Source organism: Ewingella americana ATCC 33852 (assembly GCF_000735345.1).
GTDB classification, from domain to species: Bacteria; Pseudomonadota; Gammaproteobacteria; order Enterobacterales; family Enterobacteriaceae; genus Ewingella; species Ewingella americana.
Genome location: NZ_JMPJ01000038.1, coordinates 113,165 through 134,382 on the forward strand (window position 1 = coordinate 113,165; position 21,218 = coordinate 134,382).

Consider the following 21,218-nt stretch of genomic DNA (forward strand, 5'->3'; position numbering starts at 1 on the left):
TAACTAAAGGTTGACTCCATTCAGCAGGGAGTTCCAATATGATGGAATGTTCACTTTGAGACGTTTTTGATATGGAACTTCGTCATCTGCGTTATTTCGTGACGGTAGCCGAAGCCGGGAACTTTACTCGGGCGGCCGAGCAACTTGGGATCTCACAACCACCTCTTAGCCAGCAAATACAACGACTTGAGCATGAAATTGGCGCGCCGCTGTTGCGGCGATTGACGCGCAGTATTGAATTGACCGAGGCGGGGAAGACCCTGTATGACGACGCGGTAAACATCCTCAAATTGACCGATGTGGCGTTGGAAAGGGCGCGCAGCGTGGCGCGAGGTGTTAGCGGAACGTTACGCATTGGGTTCGCCAGCTCGACGGCGTTTAATCCGCAGGTGTTTGCGCTGCTGCATCGTTTCCGCGACAGCTATCCGGCAATGGAGCTTTTGCCGCAGGAGAAGGAGATGTCGGCGCTGATGACCGCGCTGGCGGATGGCGCGATTGACGTGGCGTTTATTCGCCTGCCTTGTGAGCGCAGCAAAGATTTTGCCACGCGGGTGATTGATTTCGAGCAGATGGTGGTGGCCTTGCCGCACGCCCATCCGTTGGCGCAGGGGCCGGATATCAGCCTTGAATCGCTGAAAGATGAAACCCTGATCACCTTCCCACGCGACATCTCGCCGAGCCTGTATGACTCAGTGATTGCCGCTTGCAATGAAGCCGGGTTCACGCCGAAGCTGGGCCAGCAGTCACCACAGGTGACCTCGGCAATCAGTATGGTAGCGACCGGGTTTGGTTACGCGGTGGTGCCCGCGTCGCTGGGAAAAATTGATGATGAGAATGTCAGCTTTCTGCCACTAAACGGCCCGCCGCTGACTACTCAAGTGGCGCTGGCGTGGCGACGCAATGACAACGCCAAGGCGGTGCTGCGCTTTCTTAAGTTGCTGGAAAATAAATAAATTATCAGCCGGGGCCGTCGCTGGCGGCGGCCAACAGCGGCACCACTAAGTCGCTGATTGGCGTGGCAATGCCGTGTTTGCGGCCATAGCGCTGCACCACGCCGTTGCGGATATCCCATTCAAGCTGCCGTCCCGCCTGTCGGTCGGCAAGAATCGATGTGCCCAAGTCGGCGGGGGCTTGATGGAAGCCCGCGACGATCTGCTGCGGGACGTCATCCCCCAAGTTTGCTCCTTCGGCCCGCGCCACGCTCAGGCATTCGCGCAGGTAAGCCAGCGCCAGCTCGGTAATGTCGCTACGCGAGAACATCCCCGCGCGGCGGCCCGCCAACACCATCAGCCCGGCGACGGCGTTCTGCAACAGCTTGCGCCACGCCACTGAAGTGAAATCTGCCTCGACTTCCACTGAACATCGGGTTCCCGCCAGAGCGGCAATCACCCGTTGAGTGGCGGGCTGGTCGGGCAGGGTGAGGCGCGGCTTGCTGCGCAGCCATACCGAGGCATCAGGCTCGCGCTGGGCTGGGAACCACACCACTGACGGCAGCACTGGCCCTCCAGCAAGATAAGGTGCCAGCAGGCTCTGCTGCTCAACGCCGTTTTGCAGTGCGCAGACCACGGTTTGCGGGCCACAGAGCGCCTCCAGCCACGGGGCGATATCGGCAATTTGCGTGGTTTTCACCGCCACGAAAACCAAATCATAGGGCTGACTCGCTTGTGGAACCTCCACTTTTACCGGCCCCGGCACGCGGATCTCGCCGCCGTCGAAACGCAGTTCAAGCTGCGGATGAGGCGTGCGGCCATAAATCGTCGGGGTGCGACCTACCTCATGCATCACGGCGGCGATAGTGGTGCCAATCGCGCCCGGACCAATCAGCGCCACGCGTGGGGAATCTTGAGTGCTCATGGTTATCTTCCTGCCTGTTTTAGGATGGCTGCTCAAAAGCTGTCCGACATAATAAACATCTTATATGACAGTTTCCCATCCCTATTTTGGCCCAATATGACTGCTTTTGGTGACCTCGGTGACTGTCCGAAAAGCGCCACGAGTCGCACAATTTATCCCTCAAGTTGCGGCGGGAAATACCTTCTGCCGACCCATGATTAGGATGAAATTCAATGAAAAAGTTATTTGCATGCAGCGTACTGGCGTTATCTATGTCGGCTTCTAGCTTGGCGTTTGCCACCACGGCGGCACAGGCTCCGACAATTCGCACCATGTCCGGCGCGCAGGCGACGACTTCTCTTGAAGCCAACGCCACGGCGCTGATTGTGATCGACTTCCAAAACGAATACTTCAGCGGGAAAATGCCTATTCCTGATGGCATGAAAGCGCTGAAAAACACCCAGCGTCTGGTGAAATTCGCCCACGACAACAAAATGCCAGTGTTCTTCGTCCGCCACCTTGGCCCAGCCAATGGCCCGCTGTTCGCCGAAGGCAGTAAATTTGCTGAGTTCCACAAAGACCTGCAACCGACCAGCGTTGACCACGTAATCACCAAAGCCACGCCAAGCTCCTTCGTCGGGACTGACTTGGATAAGCAGCTGAAAAAGCTGGGGATCAAGAAGCTGCTGGTCACCGGTTTGATGACCCACATGTGCGTCTCTTCCACGGCGCGCGACGCGGTGCCATTGGGCTATGAGGTGATTATTCCAGAAGACGCCACGGCGACCCGTGATCTGGCGACTTGGGATAACAAGGTGGTGGATCACGAAGCCTTGCAACGCGCGGCACTGGCTGGCGTGGCTGACGTATTTGCTGAAATCAAAACTACCGACGCCGTACTGGAAATGCCGGTTCGCTAATTCACACTAAGCCTGTGTTCACTATTCCCGCCCGGTGATATCCGCCGTGGCGGGATTTTTATTGGCGGCATTCCAACCGCGTTATTCTCCCAGCGTTTTAAATTCCCGGCGATACAGTGAAGGCGAGGTTTTAAATTGCTGCTGGAAGTGGCGACGCATGGAAAGAGCAGAGCCGAAACCTGATTCTTGCGCGATGCGTTCAACCGGCTGGTCCGTTTTTTCCAGAAAGCGTTGGGCGACGGAAAGGCGCTGGTTTAACAGCCACTGGGTGAAAGTGGTGCCAGTGACCTGCTGAAAACGGCGGGTGAAGCTGCGGCGGCTCATCAAAGCTTTGTCAGCCAGTTGCTCTACGGTTAATGCTTCTTGCAAGTGAGAAGAGGCCCAGTTCAAAGCCTGCATGAATCGGTCACCGCCCGCCGTGTTATACACCGGCTGTTCAACAAACTGCGCCTGTCCGCCCTGACGGTGGGGCGGAACCACCAATTGGCGCGCTACCGAGTTGGCAATGTCCGCGCCACACTGCTGGCGAACCAGATGCAGACAGCAGTCAATGCTGGCCGAGGTGCCTGCGGAAGTCACAATGTCGCCGTCATCTACATAAAGTACGTTTTGGTCCACCTTGAGCGACGGATAAAGGCGAATAAAATCGTTCATCCAGTTCCAGTGCGTGGTGGCCGGGCGGCCATCGAGTAACCCCGCCGCTGCCAGAACAAAAGCTCCCATGCATAAGCCGACCACTTTTGCCCCGCGCTGGTGGGCGCGAAGCAGGGCATCAATCAGCGCCTGCGGCGGCAAAACCTCCGGCTGGCTCCAGCTCGGCACAATCACCATATCCGCCTCTTCCAGCTTCTGTAGCGGGTGATCCGCCACGATGGAAAAGCCGGTGTTGGTGCGCAACGGGCCGGACTCTGTGCCGCAAACAAACAGTTGATACAACGGCTTACCCTTGGCATCCACTGCCTTTTCAAACACGGCGCAAGGCACGGAGAGGTGGAAAGGGATGATGTCGTTAAATACTACAATTCCGATTTTAATCGCGGACATAAGTCCTCCTGTGCCTGCTGTATCGGCACCAAGCTCGACAGCTAATCAGGTTTTAGGAGGTTCGAGAAAGGTTGTCAACGCGTTTAGGCCCTCGCTGACAATTATCATTTTTGTCCTACACAGAACCCGGCAAAGAGCACTTAAAGCAGATTCTCTGCGGGCTGGCGATGGTGCAGCACGCGGTCAATCAATCCCCATTCGGCCGCCTGTTCGGCGGTCATAAAGTTATCGCGATCCAGCGCTCGCTCGACCTCTTCCGTGGTGCGCCCGCAGTGCTCGGCATAGAGCTTAATCATCAAGCTTTTGGTTCGCTGCATATTCTGCGCGTGGATGAAAATATCCGTGGCTTGCCCCTGAAAACCGCCCGACGGCTGATGTACCACTACCGTGGCGTTCGGCAGGGCGAGGCGATGCCCCGGCTCTCCGGCCATCAGCAAGAAGGATCCCATCGAGCCCGCGGTGCCCATGCACAGCGTGTGAACCGGTGCCTGAATAAAGCGCATAGTGTCGTAAATCGCCAATCCGCTGGTGACCGAACCGCCGGGGGAGTTGATGTAGAGATTAATCGGCCGCTGGGGGTTTTCCGCCTCTAAAAACAGCATTTGCGCGCAGATTAAAATCGCCATGCCGTCATTTACTTCGCCATTGAGGAAGATGATCCTTTCACGCAGCAGACGCGAATAGATGTCGAAAGAGCGCTCACCGGTGCTGGATTGCTCCACCACCATCGGGATAAGTTGCATCGCGTCTGGCATAAAACCTCCAAATTTACATGTGGTTAGGCGGCGCACATCAGCGTGGCGTCGGCATCGTTGGCGGCAATTCTGACATCATCAAGGGTGTGAATAATCTTCAGCACGCATCCATCGGCGTGGTCGGGGCGAAGGTGAAACTGCACCGTGCTTTCGAGGTACGGCGGCTGGTCATCGCGCATGCGCAAGCGCAGCTCTTGATTGGGCGTGGCACTCAGCGGTTCGGCACTGGCGAGGAGGTTATCCGGCAGCCACTGCTGGCGCAGAGTCGGGGTGCTGATGGCCCGCCAGACTTTTTCCGGCGGGGCGTCGAGCCGGTATTCCAGCTCAAGCTGTGGGGGCGATTTTTGCGTCATTATTCCATGTCCTTCAACAAGGTTTTAAGACTGTCGATACGCTCAGGCCAGAAGGCGCGGTACTTCGCCAGCCATTGCGCGATAAGGGCAACGCCGTCAGGATCGACGTCATAATTCACAAATCTTCCCTGTTTTTCTTCGCGGATCAGATGGGCGTTACGCAGCACCGCCAGATGCTGAGACATGGCGGACTGGGTGATGGGCATACCTTCGCGCAGGGCGCTGGCATTCATGCTGCCCGCCACCAGTTTGTCGAAGATGGCGCGGCGGGTGGGATCCGCCAGCGCTTTAAAGATGTCATTTTCATTCATATAAACACATTAGTAGATGCTAATGTGTTGTGCAAGTTTTAGGCCGAAGCTATTTTTCCTTCAGCAAAACACCAGTCATCGAGGCTGTTGAATTGCACTGTCACCATCACGTCTGACGGGCTGATCGCCAAGGCGGCCACTAGCCGGTCGGTCAGTAATTGGTAGAACTCGGCTTTCTGCGTCGCGCTGCGCGGCTTGCCGCCAAGAAGTGAAAACAGCAGAAAACGCTCGGTTCGCCCCCGCGCCAGATAGTGCGGGTCATACACCAACTCCCCCGGCGCTTTAGGCTCTAACACCTGAAAACGGTCATTGGCGGGAACGGCAAAGGCATCCACCAGTGTCTGATGCAGAATCGCGGAAACCTGCGTTATCTGCTCCGCGTCGTAGCTGGCTTGGTGAAAGGTAATGCGCGAAATCGGCATAGATTACTCCTGCGGCAGGCATTCAAGGGCGGCCACGGCGGCGGGCCATCCGGCGTAGAAAGCTAAATGGGTGAACAGCTCGACTATCTCATGGCGCTCGACGCCGTTACTCAGCGCAAAATTGATGTGCCAAGGGATCTGCCCGCTGCGGCCAAGGGCGGTGAGCGCCGCCAGCGTGACCAGACTGCGGTCGCGCGGCGATAAATCCGGGCGCTGCCAGATATCACCAAACAGTACGTCGTGGGTGAGTTCGGACAGTTTTGGGGCAACCCGTTGCAGGGTTTCGCGGTTCAACGGTTGGGACATGGTTAACTCCTGATAAGAGGTGACAGGAGGATTGTTGCTCGGGTATAAGGTTTATAAAATCGAAATATTCGCAATAAAACGTCCATGAAATCGGGAGTGTTATGACGCCTATTACCTCAACGCTGGATCTCGACGCGCTGCGCAGTTTTGTGGTGGGAATTGAGTGTGGCAGCTTTGCTCAGGCCGCCGCGCGCCTGCACCGATCCACCTCGGCGGTGAGCGTACACGTCAAAAAGCTTGAGCAGCAGTGCCAGGCGCAACTGGTGAAAAAGCAGGGGCGTCACTTGGTGCTGACCCCCAGCGGCGAGCGGCTGATGGGCTATGCCAAACGACTTTTGGCGGTTAACGATGAGGCGCTGATGTCGCTGCGCGGTGCGTTATTGCAGGGCAGCGTGCAGCTCGGCTTGCAGGAAGATTTCGGCGAAAGCTTTATTCCGCCGGTACTCGGGCAGTTCGCCAAAGCCCACGGCGGGGTGCAGGTGACTGCACATATCGCCCGTAATCAGGTGCTTACCCAAGCCACAGAAAGTGGCGAAATGGATCTGGCGCTGATTTGGTGCCAACAGCCGCCGCACAATGCGTTTACGCCATTGAAAAGGTTGCCGCTGCGCTGGATCTCCACCCCGGACTTCCCCCTGAGTGACTATCTCCAGCGCGGCGAACCCGTGCCGCTGGTGATGTTCGACTCGCCGTGCCTGTTTCGCAAATGCGCCACCGACGCGCTTGACGCGGCGGGCATTGCGTGGCGGGTGGCCTTTGTCAGCCAGAGTCTGGGCGGGATATGGGCGGCGGTGAATGCGGGATTAGGGATCACCGTGCGCTCGGCAATTGGCGTGCCGGACTCGCTGACGTCAACTCTCAGTGCCCAACTGCCCGCCCTGCCTTCCATGGGCATCGGCCTGATCCAGCGCCAGCCGAAACCTTCTGAAGTGGTAGAACAACTGAAGCAATTGCTATTACTGGAGCTGGAACGGCAGCTCTGAGCTAGCTCATTAACCCTGCCGCGACATTCACCGACAGCCCCAGCACCGCCAGATTAAACACAAACGCCAGCACCGATTGGATCAGCGTAATGCGCCGGACTTCGGTATTGCCGGTGGCGACATCGGCAGTCTGGCAGGCCACCGCCAGCGTGAAAGAGAAGTAGAGGAAATCCCAATATTCTGGCTTTTCGATTTTATCCGGGAACAGCAGCGCCTTGTGGGACTCCGCGCCGCGACGGTAATAGAGATGGGCGTAGTGCATCGAAAAGGCCGTCGGCAGTAGCGACCAAGAGACAATCAGCGTTGTCACAGTAAGAATTAAATGGAAGGATTTCGCCGTGCCGGAGAGCTGCTTCACCGTGCTCAACTCCATAAAAATCACCAGCATACTGACCAGACAGGTGATGCTCACCAGCGTCAGCACCTGCGTGGCGCTCTCATCCTGCGACTGCGCCACCTCGCGAATCCGCTCGGGTTTGGCGGTCATCATCTGCACCCAAATAGAAATCAGATAGAGCCACGCCAGCACATTCCAGCTGACCATTAACCTTTCAAAAACAGACAAATGCGCCGGAAACAGTGGCAAAAGAAAATAGCACGCCACCCCCGCGATAATGGCACTCAGCAGGCGCGGGCGGTTATGAATGTAGTGCTTTAGGGGGAAGAGGGACATGGCGCGGCAAAACCTCAGGTTAATCAGTTAAGTTAACTGTAGCTGTGAAATGGTTTTCTCACCTTAGGCCCACTCTGGATCGCAAAGATCGAAAAAGATAACAAATTGTTAAAAATCTTCGCATTCAACTAAAGCCAGTTGTCACATCTGCTATTCATCCTGTTTTCAGAAGTAAAAACTGCTCAGTTTTTATCTGCTGATATTTAACCCCAAGCTCCGTTGCTTTCCGCCCAATGTCACTGTCTTGTCAGCGCACAAGAAACATGCAAGTCTGCGATTTCTCCTAAAATGAAACGTTGGTTCACTAGGTGAACCGATTGATAATAAAGGAAATTTAATGACGGAATTCAATGTGGCTAGCGTGGATAGCGCGCTGCGTTTGCTTAACCTGCTGGCGGAAAATCCGGGGCTAGGGCTGAGTGCGATTGCGCGCAAAAGCGGCCTCACCAAGTCGCGAACCTATCGCCTGCTGTGCACGCTGGAAAACCAGTTTTTTGTCCAACGCTCTGGGGAGCCGGTGACTTATCGGCTGGGGCATCAGCTGCTGGTGCTGGGGGTTAATGCCCGGCGGCAGATAAACCTGACGGAAATCGCCGAGCCGGTGCTGGACCAGCTCAGCCAACAGCTGAATGAAAACCTGCAAATTCGTCTGCGCGAAGGGAATGAGATCGTGCAGATCGCCGTGCGCACTTCGAGGCAGGTGCTGCAAGTGCGCAGCGCGGTGGGCAACCGCCGCAAGCTGGGGGCCGGGGCCTCCGGCAAGTTACTGCTGGCCTATGCTCCCGAGACTTTGCGCGATGAGTGTGTACAGCAGTCGTCGCAGCCCGAGGCTCTGCGCGCCTTATTAGCAGATATCAACCAGCAGCAGCTCTGTTGTTCGCAGGGCGAATTGACGGCGGGCGTCTGGGCTTTCGCCGTGCCGATTTTTGATAATCACAATCACTGCGTGGCCTCCCTCAGCCTGAGCGCACCCGCCAGCCGCGCGGAGCAACATCGGCAGCTGATGATTGAGGCGCTGCACCGCGCCGCGGCGCAGATCTCTCACCAGTTGGGTAGCCCGGCCTATGGCGCGCTGCCGCTGGCTCCACTCCTCGCTTCCTATCATGACAATAAGGCGGAAATTGATGGCTGATCTCTCAAAAGAGGCTGCACCGGCGAGCTCGCCAATGCGCCAGATGAACCCAACCTTGGTGCTGCTGTTTATCGTGCTGTTGGCGGTGGTGATGACTTGGGTACTGGATTCCGGGCAGTTTCAGCATGAAGGCAAAAAAGTGCTGCCCGGCACCTATCAGGTGATCGACAAAAGCTTCTCGCTGGGGCAAGTGGTGGGCCTTGGCGCGTCGGACAGCAGCGCGCAGGCCCAGCCCGCCAGCCTGATTGACGGCTTTCTGGCGATCCCAGCGGGCATCATCAAGCAGGCCAGTCTGATTGTCATGGTGCTGTTTATCGGCGGCATGTTTGGCATTTTGAATGAGGCGGGGGCTATCTCGGCGTCGCTCGAAAGGCTGCTCAGCGTCACTAAAGGCAATATTTATGTGCTGGTGCCGTTCCTGATGATTGCCTTCTCTGCGGGCAGCACCTTTATGGGGCTGGCCAAGGAGTATCTGCTGGTGATCCCCATCGTGGTGGCGCTGATGAATCGCCTCGGGCTGCCGAATATTCTCGGGCTAGCAATTGTGGCGATCGCGGTGAAAGTCGGCTATTTGGCGTCTATTACCAACCCTTACGCACTCTCCATCGCCCAGCCGCTGGTTGGCCTGCAAATCTTTAGCGGCCTGAGCATGCGCGTGTTCTCTTACTGCGTGTTTATGTTGTTCGGCGTGCTGTACGTGCTGTGGGCCATTCGCAAACACGGCAAGCTGAAGGACGCCACGGTGGCCTTTTCCGCCACGCGCCTCTCTTCGCGCCACACCCTGATGATGTTGACCCTGACGGTGGGCATCGCTTTCATGGTCTACGCCGCCAACCAGTGGCAGTGGAAAAACGCCCAGTTGGCTTCTTACTATCTGTTTATGAGCATGCTTTTCGCCGCGATGAGCGGGCTAGGGGCCAGCGCCTCGGCCGACGCCTTTGTCAGCGGCATGAAGAAAGTGCTGATTGCCGGATTGCTGATTGGGCTGGCGACGGCGGTGGAAATCGTCCTCAGCCAAGGCAAGGTGATGGACACGCTGATTAACGATTTGGTGCAACTGGTGGGGCAGCACGGCGCCTATGTCTCGGCATACGGCATGTTTATCTGCCAGCTGCTGCTCGACATCGTGATCCCTTCTACCTCGGGGCAGGCGGCCGTGACCATGCCGATCCTCGGGCCGCTCGGTCAGCTCTCCGGCGTCGCGCCGCAAACGACCGTGCTGGCGTTCTTATTTGGCAACGGGCTGACCAACATGATCACGCCAACTTCCAGCGGGCTGCTGATTTTCCTCGCCTCGGCACAGGTCGGCTGGACCCAGTGGGCGAAGTTCATTCTGCCGCTGTTTCTGTTTTTCATGCTGTTGAGTATCGCCATGCTGACCTTTGCGGTTTCCATTGGCTATTGATGAAACAAGGAGCGTTTTGTGAACAAAAGCCAGTCTAACGTTGTAGCGCACCCGATGGTGCGATTGGGAGATTGCCGGGTGGCGATGCGCGACGGCGTGCATCTGTCGACTGATGTCTATCTGCCGGATGCGCCGATTGCGCCCTTGCCGGTGGTCATCGAGCGCACGCCTTATGATAAGCGCGGGCAATCGCGCTCGGAGGTGAATCGCGACGGTACGCAGATATCGCGGGAAGCCATGGCGCTGGCGCTGGTCAAGCGTGGCTACGCGGTGGTGTTTCAGGATTGCCGTGGTCGCTACGGCTCGGAGGGGATATTCACCAAATACACCTCGGAAGGGCCGGACGGCGTCGACACGCTGGCGTGGATCCTCGAACAGCCTTGGTGTAATGGGCAGATTGGCAGCATGGGGCTGTCCTATGCCGCCCACACCCAGATGGCGATGGCCTGCCTCAACCCGCCGGGGCTGAAAACCATGGTGCTGGACTCCGGCGGGTTCAGTAATGCCTATCGCTGCGGCATTCGTCAGGGCGGCGCGTTCGAGCTAAAACAGGCCACTTGGGCTTACAAGCAGGCGAAAGAGAGCCCGGAAGCGCAGCAAAATCCGCTGATCCTTCAGGCGCTGGAGCAGGAAGATATCCGCGACTGGTTTGCCGCCATGCCGTGGACGCCGGGCCATTCGCCGCTGCGCCACGTGCCGGAGTATGAGGCTTATCTGTTCGAGCAGTGGTCACAGGGCACCTTCGGGCCATATTGGCAGCAAAACGGGATTTATGCCGAGGGGAGCTATGAGCGAATCCCGGATATGCCGGTGCTGTTTATGTCGAGCTGGTATGACGCCTACGTCAGTTCCACCTTGGATAACTTCAATGCGTTTTGCCGTGGGAAAACCGCGCCGCAGCGCCTGATCATGGGGCCATGGCTGCACGGCGATCGTAATGTGACTTATAGCGGCAATGTGGAGTTTGGCGACGCGGCGGCCTTTGACGCCAATGTGGAGACTGACTGGCTGAGTTGCCGAATCGACTGGTTTGACCGCTGGCTCAAACCGACGGAAGCCCAGCCGCAGGGCCATCAGGTTGCTGCTTTCGCCATGGGCGGCGGCAGCGGGAAAAAGGATGAAAGTGGGCGACTTATTCACGGCGGCCAGTGGCTGCATGATGTGCAGTGGCCGCTGGCGGAGAGTCAAAAGCAGGTGCTGTATCTGCATGCCGACCACAGTCTGTTGTCGCAGCCGCCGGAGAGCGCACAGGGCGAATTGCGCTATCAGGCCGACCCACGCAACCCGGTACCCACTATCGGCGGGGCGCTGACTTCGGGCCTGCCGGTGTTCGCGGGGGGCGCGTTCGATCAGCGCGAAACGCCGGAGTTCTTCGGCAGCCGCGGCGACAATCTGCCGCTCAGTGCTCGCTCTGACATTTTGGTGTTTGAAACCGGCCCGCTGACCGAAGACCTGCTGTTGGCGGGGGAGATCCGCGTTCACCTTTGGGTAGCCAGTGACGCGCCGGACACCGATTTCACCGCCAAACTGGTGGATATCTATCCGCCCTCTGAGGACTACCCGCAGGGCTATGCGATGAATATCACCGACGGGATCATTCGCTGCCGTTATCGCCATGGCTGGGACAGAGAGCAGATGCTGACACCGGGACAAGCCGCGGAAGTGGTTATTGAGCCTTTCGCTACCTGTAATCTGTTCCGCGCCGGGCATCGCCTGCGGCTGGATATTGCCAGCAGCAACTTCCCACATTTTGATTGCAACCCGAACAGCGGCGAGCCGGAGGGGCAGGCGCGATTAAAGCGAGTCGCGACCAATAGTGTGTTTGTTTGCGCGGGGAGAGCCTCGAGGCTGGAACTGACGGTGAAGAAGGGGAGTTAACAGCAGAGGGAGAAGCAAGGTGCAGCCGCGATGGCTGCACCTTGAGAGTTCGCGGGGGATTAACGGTAAACCAGACCCACGATAGAAGCAGACAGCAGGCTCACCAGCGTTGCGCCAACCAGCAGGCGGAAGGCGGCGCGAGCAACCATGTTACCTTGAACTTCTTCGATACTTTTTACGGCACCGGCAATGATACCGACGGTAGAAATGTTAGCGAAGGAGACCAGGAACACCGACAGAATCGCTACTGTGCGTGGTTCCAGATGGGCAACCAAGTCTTTCATCTGCAACATGGCGACGAATTCGTTAGCCACGATTTTGGTACCCATGATGCTGCCCGCGGTCAGTGAGTCTTGGCTCACGATGCCGGTCAACCAAGCCACTGGATAGAACAAGTAGCCGATGATGTCTTGGAAGCTCTTGCCGAAACCGCCGAGGAAGATGGCGTTAACCATCGCTAGCAGGGCGTTGAAGCCAACCAGCATCGCGGCAACGATCATTGCCATTTTGAAACCGGCCATGATGTACTCGCCCAGCATTTCTACGAAGCTGTGTTTCGGCACATTCAGTTTAGGCATTTTATTATCGGCTTCGTCAGAATATGGGTTAACCACCTGCAACACTGCGAAGGTAGAAAGCATATTCAGGATAAGCGACAGCATCACGTAACGCGGTTCCAGCAATGTCATATAAGAACCAACAATAGACATGGAAACGGTAGAGATCGCGGTTGCCGATAATGTATACATGCGGCGTTCATTAAGGTGCGGAACAATATCTTTAATAGCGATGAAGTTTTCTGATTGGCCGACCAATAAAGAACTCACGGCATTAAAGGATTCCAGACGCGGCATTCCATTAATTTTGGATAAGAGATAGCCGATGCCTTTAATCATTAATGGCAGAATACGCAAATGCTGGAGAATACCAATCAGCGCGGAAATAAAGATGATTGGGCATAATACGAATAAGAAGAAGCTGAACTGGTTGTCATTAACCAGACCGCCAAATACAAAGTCAGTACCGACGCGAGCGTAGCTCATCAAGTCAGTGAACACGCCAGATAGCCCAGAGATCAAGTACACACCAGCTTGGCTGTATAACAGCACCCATGCCAGTACGATTTCAATCACCAGAATTTGCACTACAAACCGCAATTTAACACCGCGTTTGTTGTAGCTTATCAGCCAGCCGATACCGAATATCATTATAAGGCTCAGAAGGAAATGCAATATATTTGACGCCATGAAGGCTCCAATGAGTGTGAGTGGTGTTTTAAAGCGCGCACTATAGCAGCAACGTCACAAAACTCACCTGATTTTTTCATAATGTTTGTCACGAGCAATCGATTGCGTTCAAAAAAGGAACAAACAGACTCTGTTACTTTAAATAATGCCCTGAAGTGGTGAGGATTTTATTAATTCGCACTATTTTGGTGAGCAGATTTTTATTATAAAGAGCCGCGTTTAGCACATCTCGCTCTTTGCATTACCTGCCACTCTTTACCAAACCCCTGGGGAGAATATGTTTACACAAGGACATTTTGTTAACGCTGAGATCCGCATCAAAGAAGAGGTGGATATTAATCTGGCCCTTACCGCGATTGAGCAATTTTGCGCCGACATGAATAGCGAGGCGGGTTGTTCATTCGCCATGGCGTTGCAGGATAAACAGGATCCGCGTCGGATCATTCTCTGGGAACGCTATGAAGATGAAGCCGCGTCGCAGCGCCATTTCGACGAGGCCCACACCCAGCGCTTTATCCATTCCGGTCTGACTGAGTTTGTGCAGGCCACCTTGTGTCAATTGCCGGTCAAGGAGCCCGTCGCATGAGCCAGACTAAAACGCTGAATTGGGGCCTGCTGGGCACCAGCTTTATCTCCGGCATTATGGCCGAAGCGATTGAAAAGCATGAAGGTTCCAACCTGTACGCCGTCGCAGGGCGTTCGCCGAAAGGGCTGGAGGAGTTCTTAAACCAGCACCCGACGCCAACTCAGTATGACAATTACGACGCGCTGATTAACGACCCCGCCGTGGACGTGGTGTATATCGGCTTGCCAAATCATATTCATCATGAATATGTGATTAAAGCCGCCAACGCCGGTAAAGCCATTCTGTGTGAAAAATCGCTGTCTGTGACCATGGCCGACACCGACGCGGCCCTCGCCGCCGTGGAAAGCAACGGCGTGTTCTTTCTCGAAGGCTTGATGTACTTAACCCATCCTTTTGCCAGCAAAATTGCCGACGTGGTTGCCAGCGGCGAGCTGGGCGAAGTGCGCTCTATCAACGCCAGCTACTGCGCGTCCATTGCCCAGTTCGTCAATCCGGGCAGCAAAGGGGCTATTTACAACCTCGGCTGCTACCCGGCGTCGCTGATCCATTTAGTGATGCAAAGTGCCAGCGCGGACGGCACTTGCCCTGCGTGGGAGCTGACGGCGCACGGCCGCCGCAATCTGGGCGACGGCAACATCGGCGAGACGGCGGCCACCATCCAGTTCGCCAACGGCGCGCTGGCACAGCTGCACTGCGCGGAAGATTACGGCATGTTCTGGGCGTTTTCGGTGGCGGGCAGCAAAGGGCGGATGGAAATCATCTCCAACCCGTGGCTGCCAGAGGCGCAGGGTAACGTGATCCGCGTGTTGCCATATGAAGGCGAAGAGCAGCGCCACGAGCTGAGTGCCGACGGCGACGCCTTCCACTATCAGGTGCGCGCGGTGTGGCAGGCGCTGCAAAACGGTGAGAAAGCTTTGGCTCGCCCGGCGGTTCGCCCGCGGGACTCTCGCCAAATCATGCATTTGCTGACCGAGTGGGAAAGCAAAACTCTCTGCTAATCAGCAAGACGGCCATGACTCAGGCGCACTCCGGTGCGCCTTTTTTATGGCTGACGCTAAATAGCTGTCCGATCACTGAATTGCTGACGAAAGCGCGTCGGCGTGGTGCCAAGGCGCTGGCGAAAATGGTGGCGCAGCGTTTCTACTGAGCCGAACCCGGCTTGCTCGGCGACTCGTTCAATGCTGACGGTGCTGCTTTCCAGCAGGGCGCAGGCGTTTTCAATCTTCACGCTGAGCATCCATTCTCCCGGCGTGGTGCCGGTGGCGTCGTGAAAACGGCGCAGGAAAGTGCGGCGGCTCATCCCAGCCTCGGCGGCCAGTTGCTCAATCACCAGCGGGGTATTGAGTCGAGTGCGCAGGCTATCTAGCAGCGGCGAGAGGGTTTTCCCCGGCAGAATCGACACCGGTTGGCGCAAATACTGGGCCTGATTGCCTTCACGATGAGTAGAGGTGACCATGCGCTGGGCAGTGCGGTTCGCCACCTGCGCGCCATAATCGCGGCGAATCAGATACAAACAGAGGTCCACCCCCGCCGCGCCGCCGGACGAGGTGATCAGTCGGCCCTCATCCACATAGATAACCCCGTGCTGCACCTCAATCTGCGGGAACTGCCGCGCCAGCTCTTCGGTGCTGTTCCAGTGCGCAGTGGCTTTTTTGCCATCCAGCAGGCCGGTGGCCGCGAGAATAAAGCTCCCCGCACAGATGGAGACAATGCGCGAACCCTGCTGATAGGCGCGTTGCAGCGCGGCAACCAGCTGCGGCGACGGCGCTTCATGCACGCTACGCCAGCCGGGGATCACAATGGTGCCCGCGTCTTCCAGCAGCTCCAGCCCGCCGTCGACTGTCAGGCGCACGCCACCCTGCGCGCCAATGGTGGTTTCTTCCACTGAGGCGACTTCCAGATCATAAAGAGGTTTGCCGAGCTGCTCGTCAACGCGGCCAAAGGCTTCTATCGCCGTGCCAAATTCAAAGGTACACAGGCACTCATAGGCCAGCAGCACCAGTCGGCGGTTGAACGGAGCGAGCGAATAAGAGGGAGGGAGCGCAGTCATGATCGGCCTTAGATGAATAGTGGCTAAAGTTGGCACAATATTGACGATACATGGCATCCGTGCCAATTACCACCACGACTACAATCTTCCATACTGAGCCAACTTATCGTTTTGGCAGGAAGAGCATGAACACTCCAACAAAAACTAAAAATACGCTGGCGCTGGTGGCGGTTTGCCTCGCGGCGCTGATGTCCGGGCTGGAGATCTCCAGCGTGCCGGTGATCCTCCCCGTGCTCGAGCAGCAGATGCACGCCAGCTTTAAAGAGCTTCAGTGGATCATGAATGCCTACACGCTGGCCTGTACGTCGGTGTTAATGGCAGTGGGCACGCTGGCGGACCGATTTGGCCGCAAACGGGTGTTTGTTATCAGCATCGCGGCCTTTGGCGTCACCTCGCTGATGTGCGGGCTGGCGAGCAGCGCGGCGTGGCTAATTTTTGGCCGCTTTTTACAAGGGCTGAGCGGCGGGGCGATGCTGACCTGCCTGATTGCCATTCTCTCCACCCAGTTTCCCCAAGGCCGGGCGCGCAGCACGGCATTCGCCGCGTGGGGCGTGGTGTTTGGCTTCGGGCTAGGGTTCGGGCCGATTATCGGCGGCGGGCTGGTGGCCCTGTTTAGCTGGCAATGGGTATTTCTGGTTCACGTGTTTATCGCCGTCGTGACGCTGTTTTTAGCCTTGGGCAACGTGGTGGATTCCCGCGATCCGCAGGCTAAAAAGCTGGACATTGGCGGGCTTGTGACGTTGTCACTCGCCGTTTTAGGCAGTACGTGGTTGATAACACAGGGAAGTACTCTCGATTGGCACGGAGGCTCGGCCTACGGGCTGGTGGCGCTGACCCTGTTGAGCGCGCTGCTGTTTATCTGGATTGAGCAACGCCACCCGCACCCGATGTTTGATTTTTCGGTGTTCCGCATTCGGCCATTTTCCGGCGCGCTGATGGGGTCTATTGGCATGAACTTTAGCTTCTGGCCGCTGATGATTTACCTGCCGGTCTATTATCAGGTTGGGCTGGGCTACAGCAGTCTGGCGACCGGCGTGGCGCTGCTGGCTTACACCTTACCCACTTTGATCATGCCGCCGCTGGCCGAGCGTTTAGTGGCGAAGTTCGGCGCGGCGCGCTTCATTCCGCTGGGGTTGTTCACCCTCGGGGCGAGCTTTATGTTGATGAAAATTGCCGCCGCCAACGGCTGGACGCTGCTGCCGGGCGCACTGCTGGCCGGGGCTACGCTGGGGTTGATTAACACGCCGGTGACCAATACCACCACCGGCTCGGTGCCGGGAAACCGGGCGGGGATGGCTTCGGGGATTGATATCAGCGCCCGACTGATCACCTTGGCGATCAATATCGCACTGATGGGCAGCCTGCTGGTGGCGGGCATTGCCGCCAGCCTGCGGGACAATGTCGCGGTGAATATGGCCTCGGGCGAGCTGCACGCGCTGGCCGAGCGAGTGGCGGCGGGGGCGGAATCCTCGACGCTAAACGCAGGCATTCAGCAGGCGCTGATTGACGGCTTCGGCCTGCTGCTGCTCTACGGCGCGGTGGGCGTCTGGCTGCTGGCGCTGGCAAGTTTCCTGCTGTTCAACGGGCGTAAAGGCTGCCCGCGCGAACTGCCGCAGTCGGTGCCTTAACGCGCAATAAGCCGGAGTGAGTGAAGTATGAACCCGGTCACAATTACTCGCTTCGGCCATTTTTCCCGCTTGTAACTTTTGCCGCTTCGCTAGAGACTCAGAGCCAGAAAACAGGATTGTTACTGTTCGTCAGGCAAAACCTAAACTTTCTGCTTCTTTAACCCCGTCGGGGCAAGAGGCAGCAAGTTTAGGTTTTTTTTTGGCTTTTACTCAGGTGTTTAGCAACTCGCCTTCGCAGGCGTAACCCCCATCATGACGAGAAAAAATAATGGAATATAAGGCTTTAGCGGATGAGATCCTCTCAGGAGTGGGTGGACGGGAAAATGTTAAAAGCGTGGTCCACTGTGCCACGCGCTTGCGCTTCAAACTCAAGGATAACGCCAAGGCCAGCGCTGAAACCCTAAAGCGCAACCCCGGGGTGATAATGGTGGTGGAGAGCGGCGGGCAGTTTCAGGTGGTGATTGGCAACCATGTCGGCGAGGTGTTTGACGCGCTGGCGATGAAAGGGGAAGAGTCTGGCGAGTCAGCAAGTAATCACGGCGGCAAAGAGAATGTCTTTGCGCGCTTTATCGATGTGATCTCCGGCATTTTCACGCCGTTTATCGGCATTTTGGCCGCGTCGGGGATTTTAAAAGGCTTCTTGTCGCTGGCGCTGGCCCTTGGCTGGATAAGCAGCGATAGCGGCGGCTACAAGGTGCTGTTTGCCGCCAGTGACGCCTTGTTCTATTTCTTCCCCATTATTCTGGGCTATACCGCGGGCAAGAAGTTTGGCGGTAACCCTTTCATTACCATGGCGATTGGTGGCGCGATGACCCATCCGCTGATGATTGCCGCCTTTGACTCCTCACTAGTCGCCAACAGCGTGGCGCTGGATTTCTTCGGTATCCCGCTGACTTTTATCAACTATAGCTCCTCGGTTATCCCGATTATTTTTGCCGCGTGGGCATCCTGCTGGCTGGAAAAACGTATTAATCCAAGGCTGCCGAGCGCGATTCGCAACTTCTTCACGCCGCTGATTTGTCTGGTGGTTATCGTGCCGCTGACCTTCCTATTGATTGGGCCGACGGCCACTTGGGCCAGTCAGCAACTGGCCAACGGATATCAATTTATTCATGGGGTTAGCCCACTGATTGCCGGGCTATTTATTGGCGCGTTGTGGCAGGTTTGCGTGATTTTCGGCCTGCACTGGGGGTTGGTGCCGATGATGATCAACAACCTCAGCGTGCTCGGCCATGACACCCTGATGCCGCTGGTGCTGCCCGCCGTGATGGGGCAAGCCGGAGCGACGCTGGGGGTGCTGCTGCGCACCAAAGATCTCAAGCTGAAGGGCATCGCGGGTTCGGCATTTAGCGCCAGCCTGTTCGGCATTACGGAGCCTGCGGTGTATGGCGTGACCCTGCCGCTGCGCCGTCCGTTTATTTTCGGCTGCGTCGGCGGCGCCATCGGGGCTGCCGTGCTGGGCTTCTACCACAGCACCACTTACTCCTTCGGCATGCCCAGCCTGTTCACCTTCGCGCAGATGATCCCGCCTACGGGCTTTGATGGCTCAGTGACCGCAGCGCTTGTCGGCACCGGTTTCGCCTTCCTGTTCGCCGCCGCAGCGACCTACTTGTTTGGCCTGTCAGGCAGCGCCGCGACGCACGCTAAATCGGATGCTGAGGCAGCGACGTCGGCTTCAACTTCAACCACGCCTTCACCCGTGCGCGGCAAAGAGCAGCTCACTAGCCCGTTGGCGGGCCACTGCATTGCACTTAGCGAGGTAGACGACGCCACCTTTGCCAGCGGCATGCTGGGCAAGGGGACGGCGATTATTCCGCAGACGGGCCGGGTGGTTGCGCCCTGCGACGGCACGCTGGTGTCGCTGTTTCGCACTCATCACGCCTTGGGCATTCAGAGCCGCGATGGCGCGGAAATACTCATTCACGTCGGCATTGATACGGTGAAGCTCGACGGCCGCTTTTTCACTCCGCGTGCGCAAGTTAATGACGAGGTTAAGCAGGGAGACTTGCTGCTGGAGTTCGATTTACAGGCCATTGCCGACGCGGGATATGACCTGACGACGCCGATTATCATCAGCAACAGCGAGGATTATCTCGACGTGATTGCTTCAGCCATCGGCCAGCCGGTGACCGAGCAAAGCCCACTGTTGTCACTTTTACGCTAATCAAAGGAGAGACCAATGACTCAACGTTTTCCAGACGGGTTTTTATGGGGCGGGGCCGTAGCCGCAAATCAGGTGGAGGGGGCTTACTTGACTGATGGCAAAGGGCTGTCCACCTCGGACCTCCAACCGCAGGGGATTTTTGGCGAGATTAAGCAGCGCGTGGCCGGAGATTTTAGCGTTAAAGACCGGGCGATTGATTTCTACCATCGCTTCCCGGAAGACATCAAACTGTTCGCCGAGATGGGCTTCACCGTGCTGCGCACCTCAATTGCCTGGACGCGGATTTTCCCGCAGGGGGATGAAACTCAGCCCAATGAAGCCGGGTTGGCGTACTATGACCGGCTGTTTGATGAGATGAAAAAGTACGGCATCACGCCACTTGTGACGTTGTCACACTACGAAATGCCCTATGGTTTGGTGGCCAATTACGGCGGCTGGAGCAACCGTAAGACTATAGATTTCTTCGAGAATTACGCCCGAACGGTGTTCGAGCGCTATCAGTATAAAGTGAAGCATTGGCTGACCTTCAACGAAATTAACATGTCGCTGCACGCGCCTTTTACCGGCGTTGGGCTGGCGGCGGGTAGCAGCAAGCAGGCGATTTATCAGGCAATCCACCATCAGCTGGTGGCCAGCGCCCTTGCGGTGAAAGCCTGCCACGAGATTGTTGCTGGCGGCCAAGTGGGCAATATGCTGCTCGGCGGCATGCTCTATCCGTTGAGCTGCAAGCCTGCCGACGTGCTGGAAACCCAGCAGCAGAACCGCGACTGGCTGTTCTTTGGCGACGTGCAGGTGCGCGGCTACTATCCGGCCTACATGAAACGCTTCTTCAAACAGCATCAGATTGAGCTGGAGATCACCCCAGAGGATATTACCGCGCTGAAGCAGACGGTGGATTTCATCTCCTTCAGCTACTACATGACCGGCTGCGTCACTACCGACCCCGAGCAGAATCAGGCGGCGCGCGCCAATATTCTCAATATGGTGCCCAACCCGCATCTCGCCAGTTCTGAATGGGGCTGGCAGATTGACCCGGTTGGGCTGCGCTACCTGATGAATGAGTTGTACGATCGCTACCAAAAACCGCTGTTTATTGTCGAAAACGGGCTGGGCGCGCGGGACAAAGTTGAAGCCGACGGCAGCATCAATGACGACTACCGCATTCAGTACATCAATGACCATCTGGTGCAGGTGCGCGAAGCCATTGCCGACGGCGTGGAGGTGATGGGCTACACCAGTTGGGGGCCAATCGATCTGGTGAGTGCCTCCAAAGCAGAATTCTCCAAACGCTACGGTTTTATCTATGTCGACTGCGACGACCAAGGCCAAGGCACGCTGGAGCGCCGCCGCAAGGAAAGCTTCTACTGGTATGCGGACATCATCAAGCATCACGGCGCCACGCTGAAAGCCTAACCCGCGATCGCTATCACGTTTGCGCTGCACGCTGATTGAGAGCGCGGCGGAACCTGATAAAGTTCGGACTGGATTGTTACTGTTTCGGCAGGCAAAACCTGATCGCTTCGCTTTA

21 protein-coding genes are annotated in these 21,218 nt (G+C 56.9%); 11 read left to right on the forward strand and 10 right to left on the reverse strand.

What is annotated here, in order from left to right; translation table 11 throughout:
• The first annotated feature begins 71 nt into the window (after window positions 1-71).
• Window positions 72-953 carry a LysR family transcriptional regulator gene (locus GEAM_RS06640; RefSeq protein WP_034789750.1) on the forward strand — a complete coding sequence of 294 codons (882 nt, stop codon included), beginning with the start codon at window positions 72-74 and terminating at the stop codon, window positions 951-953.
• A gap of 4 nt (window positions 954-957) precedes the next feature.
• On the opposite strand, the gene GEAM_RS06645 is transcribed toward GEAM_RS06640, so the two are convergent.
• On the reverse strand, window positions 958-1,854 hold the full coding sequence (locus GEAM_RS06645; RefSeq protein WP_034789752.1) for an oxidoreductase: 897 nt from the start codon (window positions 1,852-1,854) through the stop codon (window positions 958-960).
• A 212-nt stretch (window positions 1,855-2,066) separates the two neighbouring features.
• Here GEAM_RS06645 and GEAM_RS06650 point away from each other — a divergent pair, with 212 nt between their 5' ends.
• Window positions 2,067-2,753 carry a cysteine hydrolase family protein gene (locus GEAM_RS06650; protein ID WP_034789754.1) on the forward strand — a complete coding sequence of 229 codons (687 nt, stop codon included), beginning with the start codon at window positions 2,067-2,069 and terminating at the stop codon, window positions 2,751-2,753.
• An 81-nt stretch (window positions 2,754-2,834) separates the two neighbouring features.
• Here the strand turns inward: GEAM_RS06650 and GEAM_RS06655 are convergent, their stop codons facing one another.
• From GEAM_RS06655 to GEAM_RS06680, 6 genes are all read right to left on the reverse strand, one after another.
• Entirely contained in the window at window positions 2,835-3,797 is a 963-nt protein-coding gene (locus GEAM_RS06655) for a GlxA family transcriptional regulator (RefSeq protein ID WP_034789756.1), read from the reverse strand.
• 140 nt (window positions 3,798-3,937) lie between these two features.
• A complete protein-coding gene (locus tag GEAM_RS06660; RefSeq protein WP_034789758.1) occupies window positions 3,938-4,552 on the reverse strand; it encodes an ATP-dependent Clp protease proteolytic subunit in 615 nt (204 codons plus the stop codon).
• Between the two features lie 23 nt (window positions 4,553-4,575).
• The gene (locus GEAM_RS06665) at window positions 4,576-4,905 is read right to left on the reverse strand and encodes an SRPBCC family protein (RefSeq protein ID WP_034789761.1); all 330 of its coding nucleotides are present in this window, start codon (window positions 4,903-4,905) and stop codon (window positions 4,576-4,578) included.
• Window positions 4,905-5,216: an ArsR/SmtB family transcription factor gene (locus GEAM_RS06670; protein ID WP_034789763.1), complete on the reverse strand. Its 312-nt coding sequence runs from the start codon at window positions 5,214-5,216 to the stop codon at window positions 4,905-4,907. Before GEAM_RS06670 ends, GEAM_RS06665 begins: the two co-directional genes overlap by 1 nt.
• Before the next feature lie 38 nt (window positions 5,217-5,254).
• Window positions 5,255-5,638 carry a tautomerase family protein gene (locus tag GEAM_RS06675; RefSeq protein WP_034789765.1) on the reverse strand — a complete coding sequence of 128 codons (384 nt, stop codon included), beginning with the start codon at window positions 5,636-5,638 and terminating at the stop codon, window positions 5,255-5,257.
• A 3-nt stretch (window positions 5,639-5,641) separates the two neighbouring features.
• Window positions 5,642-5,944 carry a carboxymuconolactone decarboxylase family protein gene (locus GEAM_RS06680; protein ID WP_034789767.1) on the reverse strand — a complete coding sequence of 101 codons (303 nt, stop codon included), beginning with the start codon at window positions 5,942-5,944 and terminating at the stop codon, window positions 5,642-5,644.
• 101 nt (window positions 5,945-6,045) lie between these two features.
• Here GEAM_RS06680 and GEAM_RS06685 point away from each other — a divergent pair, with 101 nt between their 5' ends.
• Window positions 6,046-6,927, forward strand: a complete 882-nt coding sequence (locus GEAM_RS06685; RefSeq protein WP_034789768.1) for a LysR substrate-binding domain-containing protein — start codon at window positions 6,046-6,048, stop codon at window positions 6,925-6,927.
• A 1-nt stretch (window position 6,928) separates the two neighbouring features.
• Here the strand turns inward: GEAM_RS06685 and GEAM_RS06690 are convergent, their stop codons facing one another.
• The gene (locus GEAM_RS06690) at window positions 6,929-7,600 is read right to left on the reverse strand and encodes a DUF1345 domain-containing protein (protein WP_034789771.1); all 672 of its coding nucleotides are present in this window, start codon (window positions 7,598-7,600) and stop codon (window positions 6,929-6,931) included.
• A 337-nt stretch (window positions 7,601-7,937) separates the two neighbouring features.
• Here GEAM_RS06690 and GEAM_RS06695 point away from each other — a divergent pair, with 337 nt between their 5' ends.
• The 3 genes from GEAM_RS06695 to GEAM_RS06705 are packed head-to-tail and all read left to right on the forward strand — an operon-like array spanning window position 7,938 to window position 12,015.
• Window positions 7,938-8,732, forward strand: coding sequence for an IclR family transcriptional regulator (locus tag GEAM_RS06695; RefSeq protein WP_051899431.1), 795 nt, complete (start codon window positions 7,938-7,940; stop codon window positions 8,730-8,732).
• Window positions 8,725-10,137 carry a YfcC family protein gene (locus tag GEAM_RS06700; protein WP_034789775.1) on the forward strand — a complete coding sequence of 471 codons (1,413 nt, stop codon included), beginning with the start codon at window positions 8,725-8,727 and terminating at the stop codon, window positions 10,135-10,137. Before GEAM_RS06695 ends, GEAM_RS06700 begins: the two co-directional genes overlap by 8 nt.
• A gap of 18 nt (window positions 10,138-10,155) precedes the next feature.
• On the forward strand, window positions 10,156-12,015 hold the full coding sequence (locus GEAM_RS06705) for a CocE/NonD family hydrolase (protein ID WP_244956601.1): 1,860 nt from the start codon (window positions 10,156-10,158) through the stop codon (window positions 12,013-12,015).
• Between the two features lie 59 nt (window positions 12,016-12,074).
• Here GEAM_RS06705 and GEAM_RS06710 read toward each other — a convergent pair whose 3' ends face one another.
• A complete protein-coding gene (locus GEAM_RS06710; protein WP_272869457.1) occupies window positions 12,075-13,223 on the reverse strand; it encodes a NupC/NupG family nucleoside CNT transporter in 1,149 nt (382 codons plus the stop codon).
• Between the two features lie 316 nt (window positions 13,224-13,539).
• Between GEAM_RS06710 and GEAM_RS06715 the strand changes: the two genes are divergently transcribed.
• On the forward strand, window positions 13,540-13,848 hold the full coding sequence (locus GEAM_RS06715) for a putative quinol monooxygenase (RefSeq protein ID WP_034789781.1): 309 nt from the start codon (window positions 13,540-13,542) through the stop codon (window positions 13,846-13,848).
• Window positions 13,845-14,846, forward strand: coding sequence for a Gfo/Idh/MocA family protein (locus tag GEAM_RS06720; protein WP_034789784.1), 1,002 nt, complete (start codon window positions 13,845-13,847; stop codon window positions 14,844-14,846). The genes GEAM_RS06715 and GEAM_RS06720 overlap by 4 nt, the downstream gene beginning before the upstream one ends.
• Window positions 14,847-14,902: 56 nt before the next feature.
• On the opposite strand, the gene GEAM_RS06725 is transcribed toward GEAM_RS06720, so the two are convergent.
• A complete protein-coding gene (locus tag GEAM_RS06725) occupies window positions 14,903-15,898 on the reverse strand; it encodes a helix-turn-helix domain-containing protein (protein WP_034789785.1) in 996 nt (331 codons plus the stop codon).
• 125 nt (window positions 15,899-16,023) lie between these two features.
• On the opposite strand from GEAM_RS06725, the gene GEAM_RS06730 reads away from it, so the two are divergent.
• From GEAM_RS06730 to GEAM_RS06740, 3 genes are all read left to right on the forward strand, one after another.
• A complete protein-coding gene (locus GEAM_RS06730) occupies window positions 16,024-17,526 on the forward strand; it encodes an MFS transporter (RefSeq protein WP_034789786.1) in 1,503 nt (500 codons plus the stop codon).
• A gap of 268 nt (window positions 17,527-17,794) precedes the next feature.
• Complete coding sequence (gene bglF, locus GEAM_RS06735) at window positions 17,795-19,690, forward strand: PTS beta-glucoside transporter subunit IIABC (RefSeq protein ID WP_034789787.1); 1,896 nt, start codon at window positions 17,795-17,797, stop codon at window positions 19,688-19,690.
• Window positions 19,691-19,705: 15 nt separating this feature from the next.
• Entirely contained in the window at window positions 19,706-21,103 is a 1,398-nt protein-coding gene (locus GEAM_RS06740; protein ID WP_034789788.1) for a glycoside hydrolase family 1 protein, read from the forward strand.
• Window positions 21,104-21,218 lie beyond the last annotated feature (115 nt).

Excerpts from the sequence above, each read along its gene's own strand:
- bglF (WP_034789787.1), top strand. The coding sequence starts at position 17,795 with ATGGAATATAAGGCTTTAGCGGATGAGATCCTCTCAGGAGTGGGTGGA.
- GEAM_RS06665 (WP_034789761.1), bottom strand. The coding sequence starts at position 4,905 with ATGACGCAAAAATCGCCCCCACAGCTTGAGCTGGAATACCGGCTCGAC.
- GEAM_RS06720 (WP_034789784.1), top strand. The coding sequence starts at position 13,845 with ATGAGCCAGACTAAAACGCTGAATTGGGGCCTGCTGGGCACCAGCTTT.
- GEAM_RS06700 (WP_034789775.1), top strand. The coding sequence starts at position 8,725 with ATGGCTGATCTCTCAAAAGAGGCTGCACCGGCGAGCTCGCCAATGCGC.
- GEAM_RS06680 (WP_034789767.1), bottom strand. The coding sequence starts at position 5,944 with ATGTCCCAACCGTTGAACCGCGAAACCCTGCAACGGGTTGCCCCAAAA.
- GEAM_RS06655 (WP_034789756.1), bottom strand. The coding sequence starts at position 3,797 with ATGTCCGCGATTAAAATCGGAATTGTAGTATTTAACGACATCATCCCT.
- GEAM_RS06690 (WP_034789771.1), bottom strand. The coding sequence starts at position 7,600 with ATGTCCCTCTTCCCCCTAAAGCACTACATTCATAACCGCCCGCGCCTG.
- GEAM_RS06715 (WP_034789781.1), top strand. The coding sequence starts at position 13,540 with ATGTTTACACAAGGACATTTTGTTAACGCTGAGATCCGCATCAAAGAA.
- GEAM_RS06670 (WP_034789763.1), bottom strand. The coding sequence starts at position 5,216 with ATGAATGAAAATGACATCTTTAAAGCGCTGGCGGATCCCACCCGCCGC.
- GEAM_RS06675 (WP_034789765.1), bottom strand. The coding sequence starts at position 5,638 with ATGCCGATTTCGCGCATTACCTTTCACCAAGCCAGCTACGACGCGGAG.
- GEAM_RS06725 (WP_034789785.1), bottom strand. The coding sequence starts at position 15,898 with ATGACTGCGCTCCCTCCCTCTTATTCGCTCGCTCCGTTCAACCGCCGA.
- GEAM_RS06640 (WP_034789750.1), top strand. The coding sequence starts at position 72 with ATGGAACTTCGTCATCTGCGTTATTTCGTGACGGTAGCCGAAGCCGGG.
- GEAM_RS06660 (WP_034789758.1), bottom strand. The coding sequence starts at position 4,552 with ATGCCAGACGCGATGCAACTTATCCCGATGGTGGTGGAGCAATCCAGC.
- GEAM_RS06650 (WP_034789754.1), top strand. The coding sequence starts at position 2,067 with ATGAAAAAGTTATTTGCATGCAGCGTACTGGCGTTATCTATGTCGGCT.
- GEAM_RS06730 (WP_034789786.1), top strand. The coding sequence starts at position 16,024 with ATGAACACTCCAACAAAAACTAAAAATACGCTGGCGCTGGTGGCGGTT.
- GEAM_RS06685 (WP_034789768.1), top strand. The coding sequence starts at position 6,046 with ATGACGCCTATTACCTCAACGCTGGATCTCGACGCGCTGCGCAGTTTT.
- GEAM_RS06710 (WP_272869457.1), bottom strand. The coding sequence starts at position 13,223 with ATGATATTCGGTATCGGCTGGCTGATAAGCTACAACAAACGCGGTGTT.
- GEAM_RS06645 (WP_034789752.1), bottom strand. The coding sequence starts at position 1,854 with ATGAGCACTCAAGATTCCCCACGCGTGGCGCTGATTGGTCCGGGCGCG.
- GEAM_RS06695 (WP_051899431.1), top strand. The coding sequence starts at position 7,938 with ATGACGGAATTCAATGTGGCTAGCGTGGATAGCGCGCTGCGTTTGCTT.
- GEAM_RS06740 (WP_034789788.1), top strand. The coding sequence starts at position 19,706 with ATGACTCAACGTTTTCCAGACGGGTTTTTATGGGGCGGGGCCGTAGCC.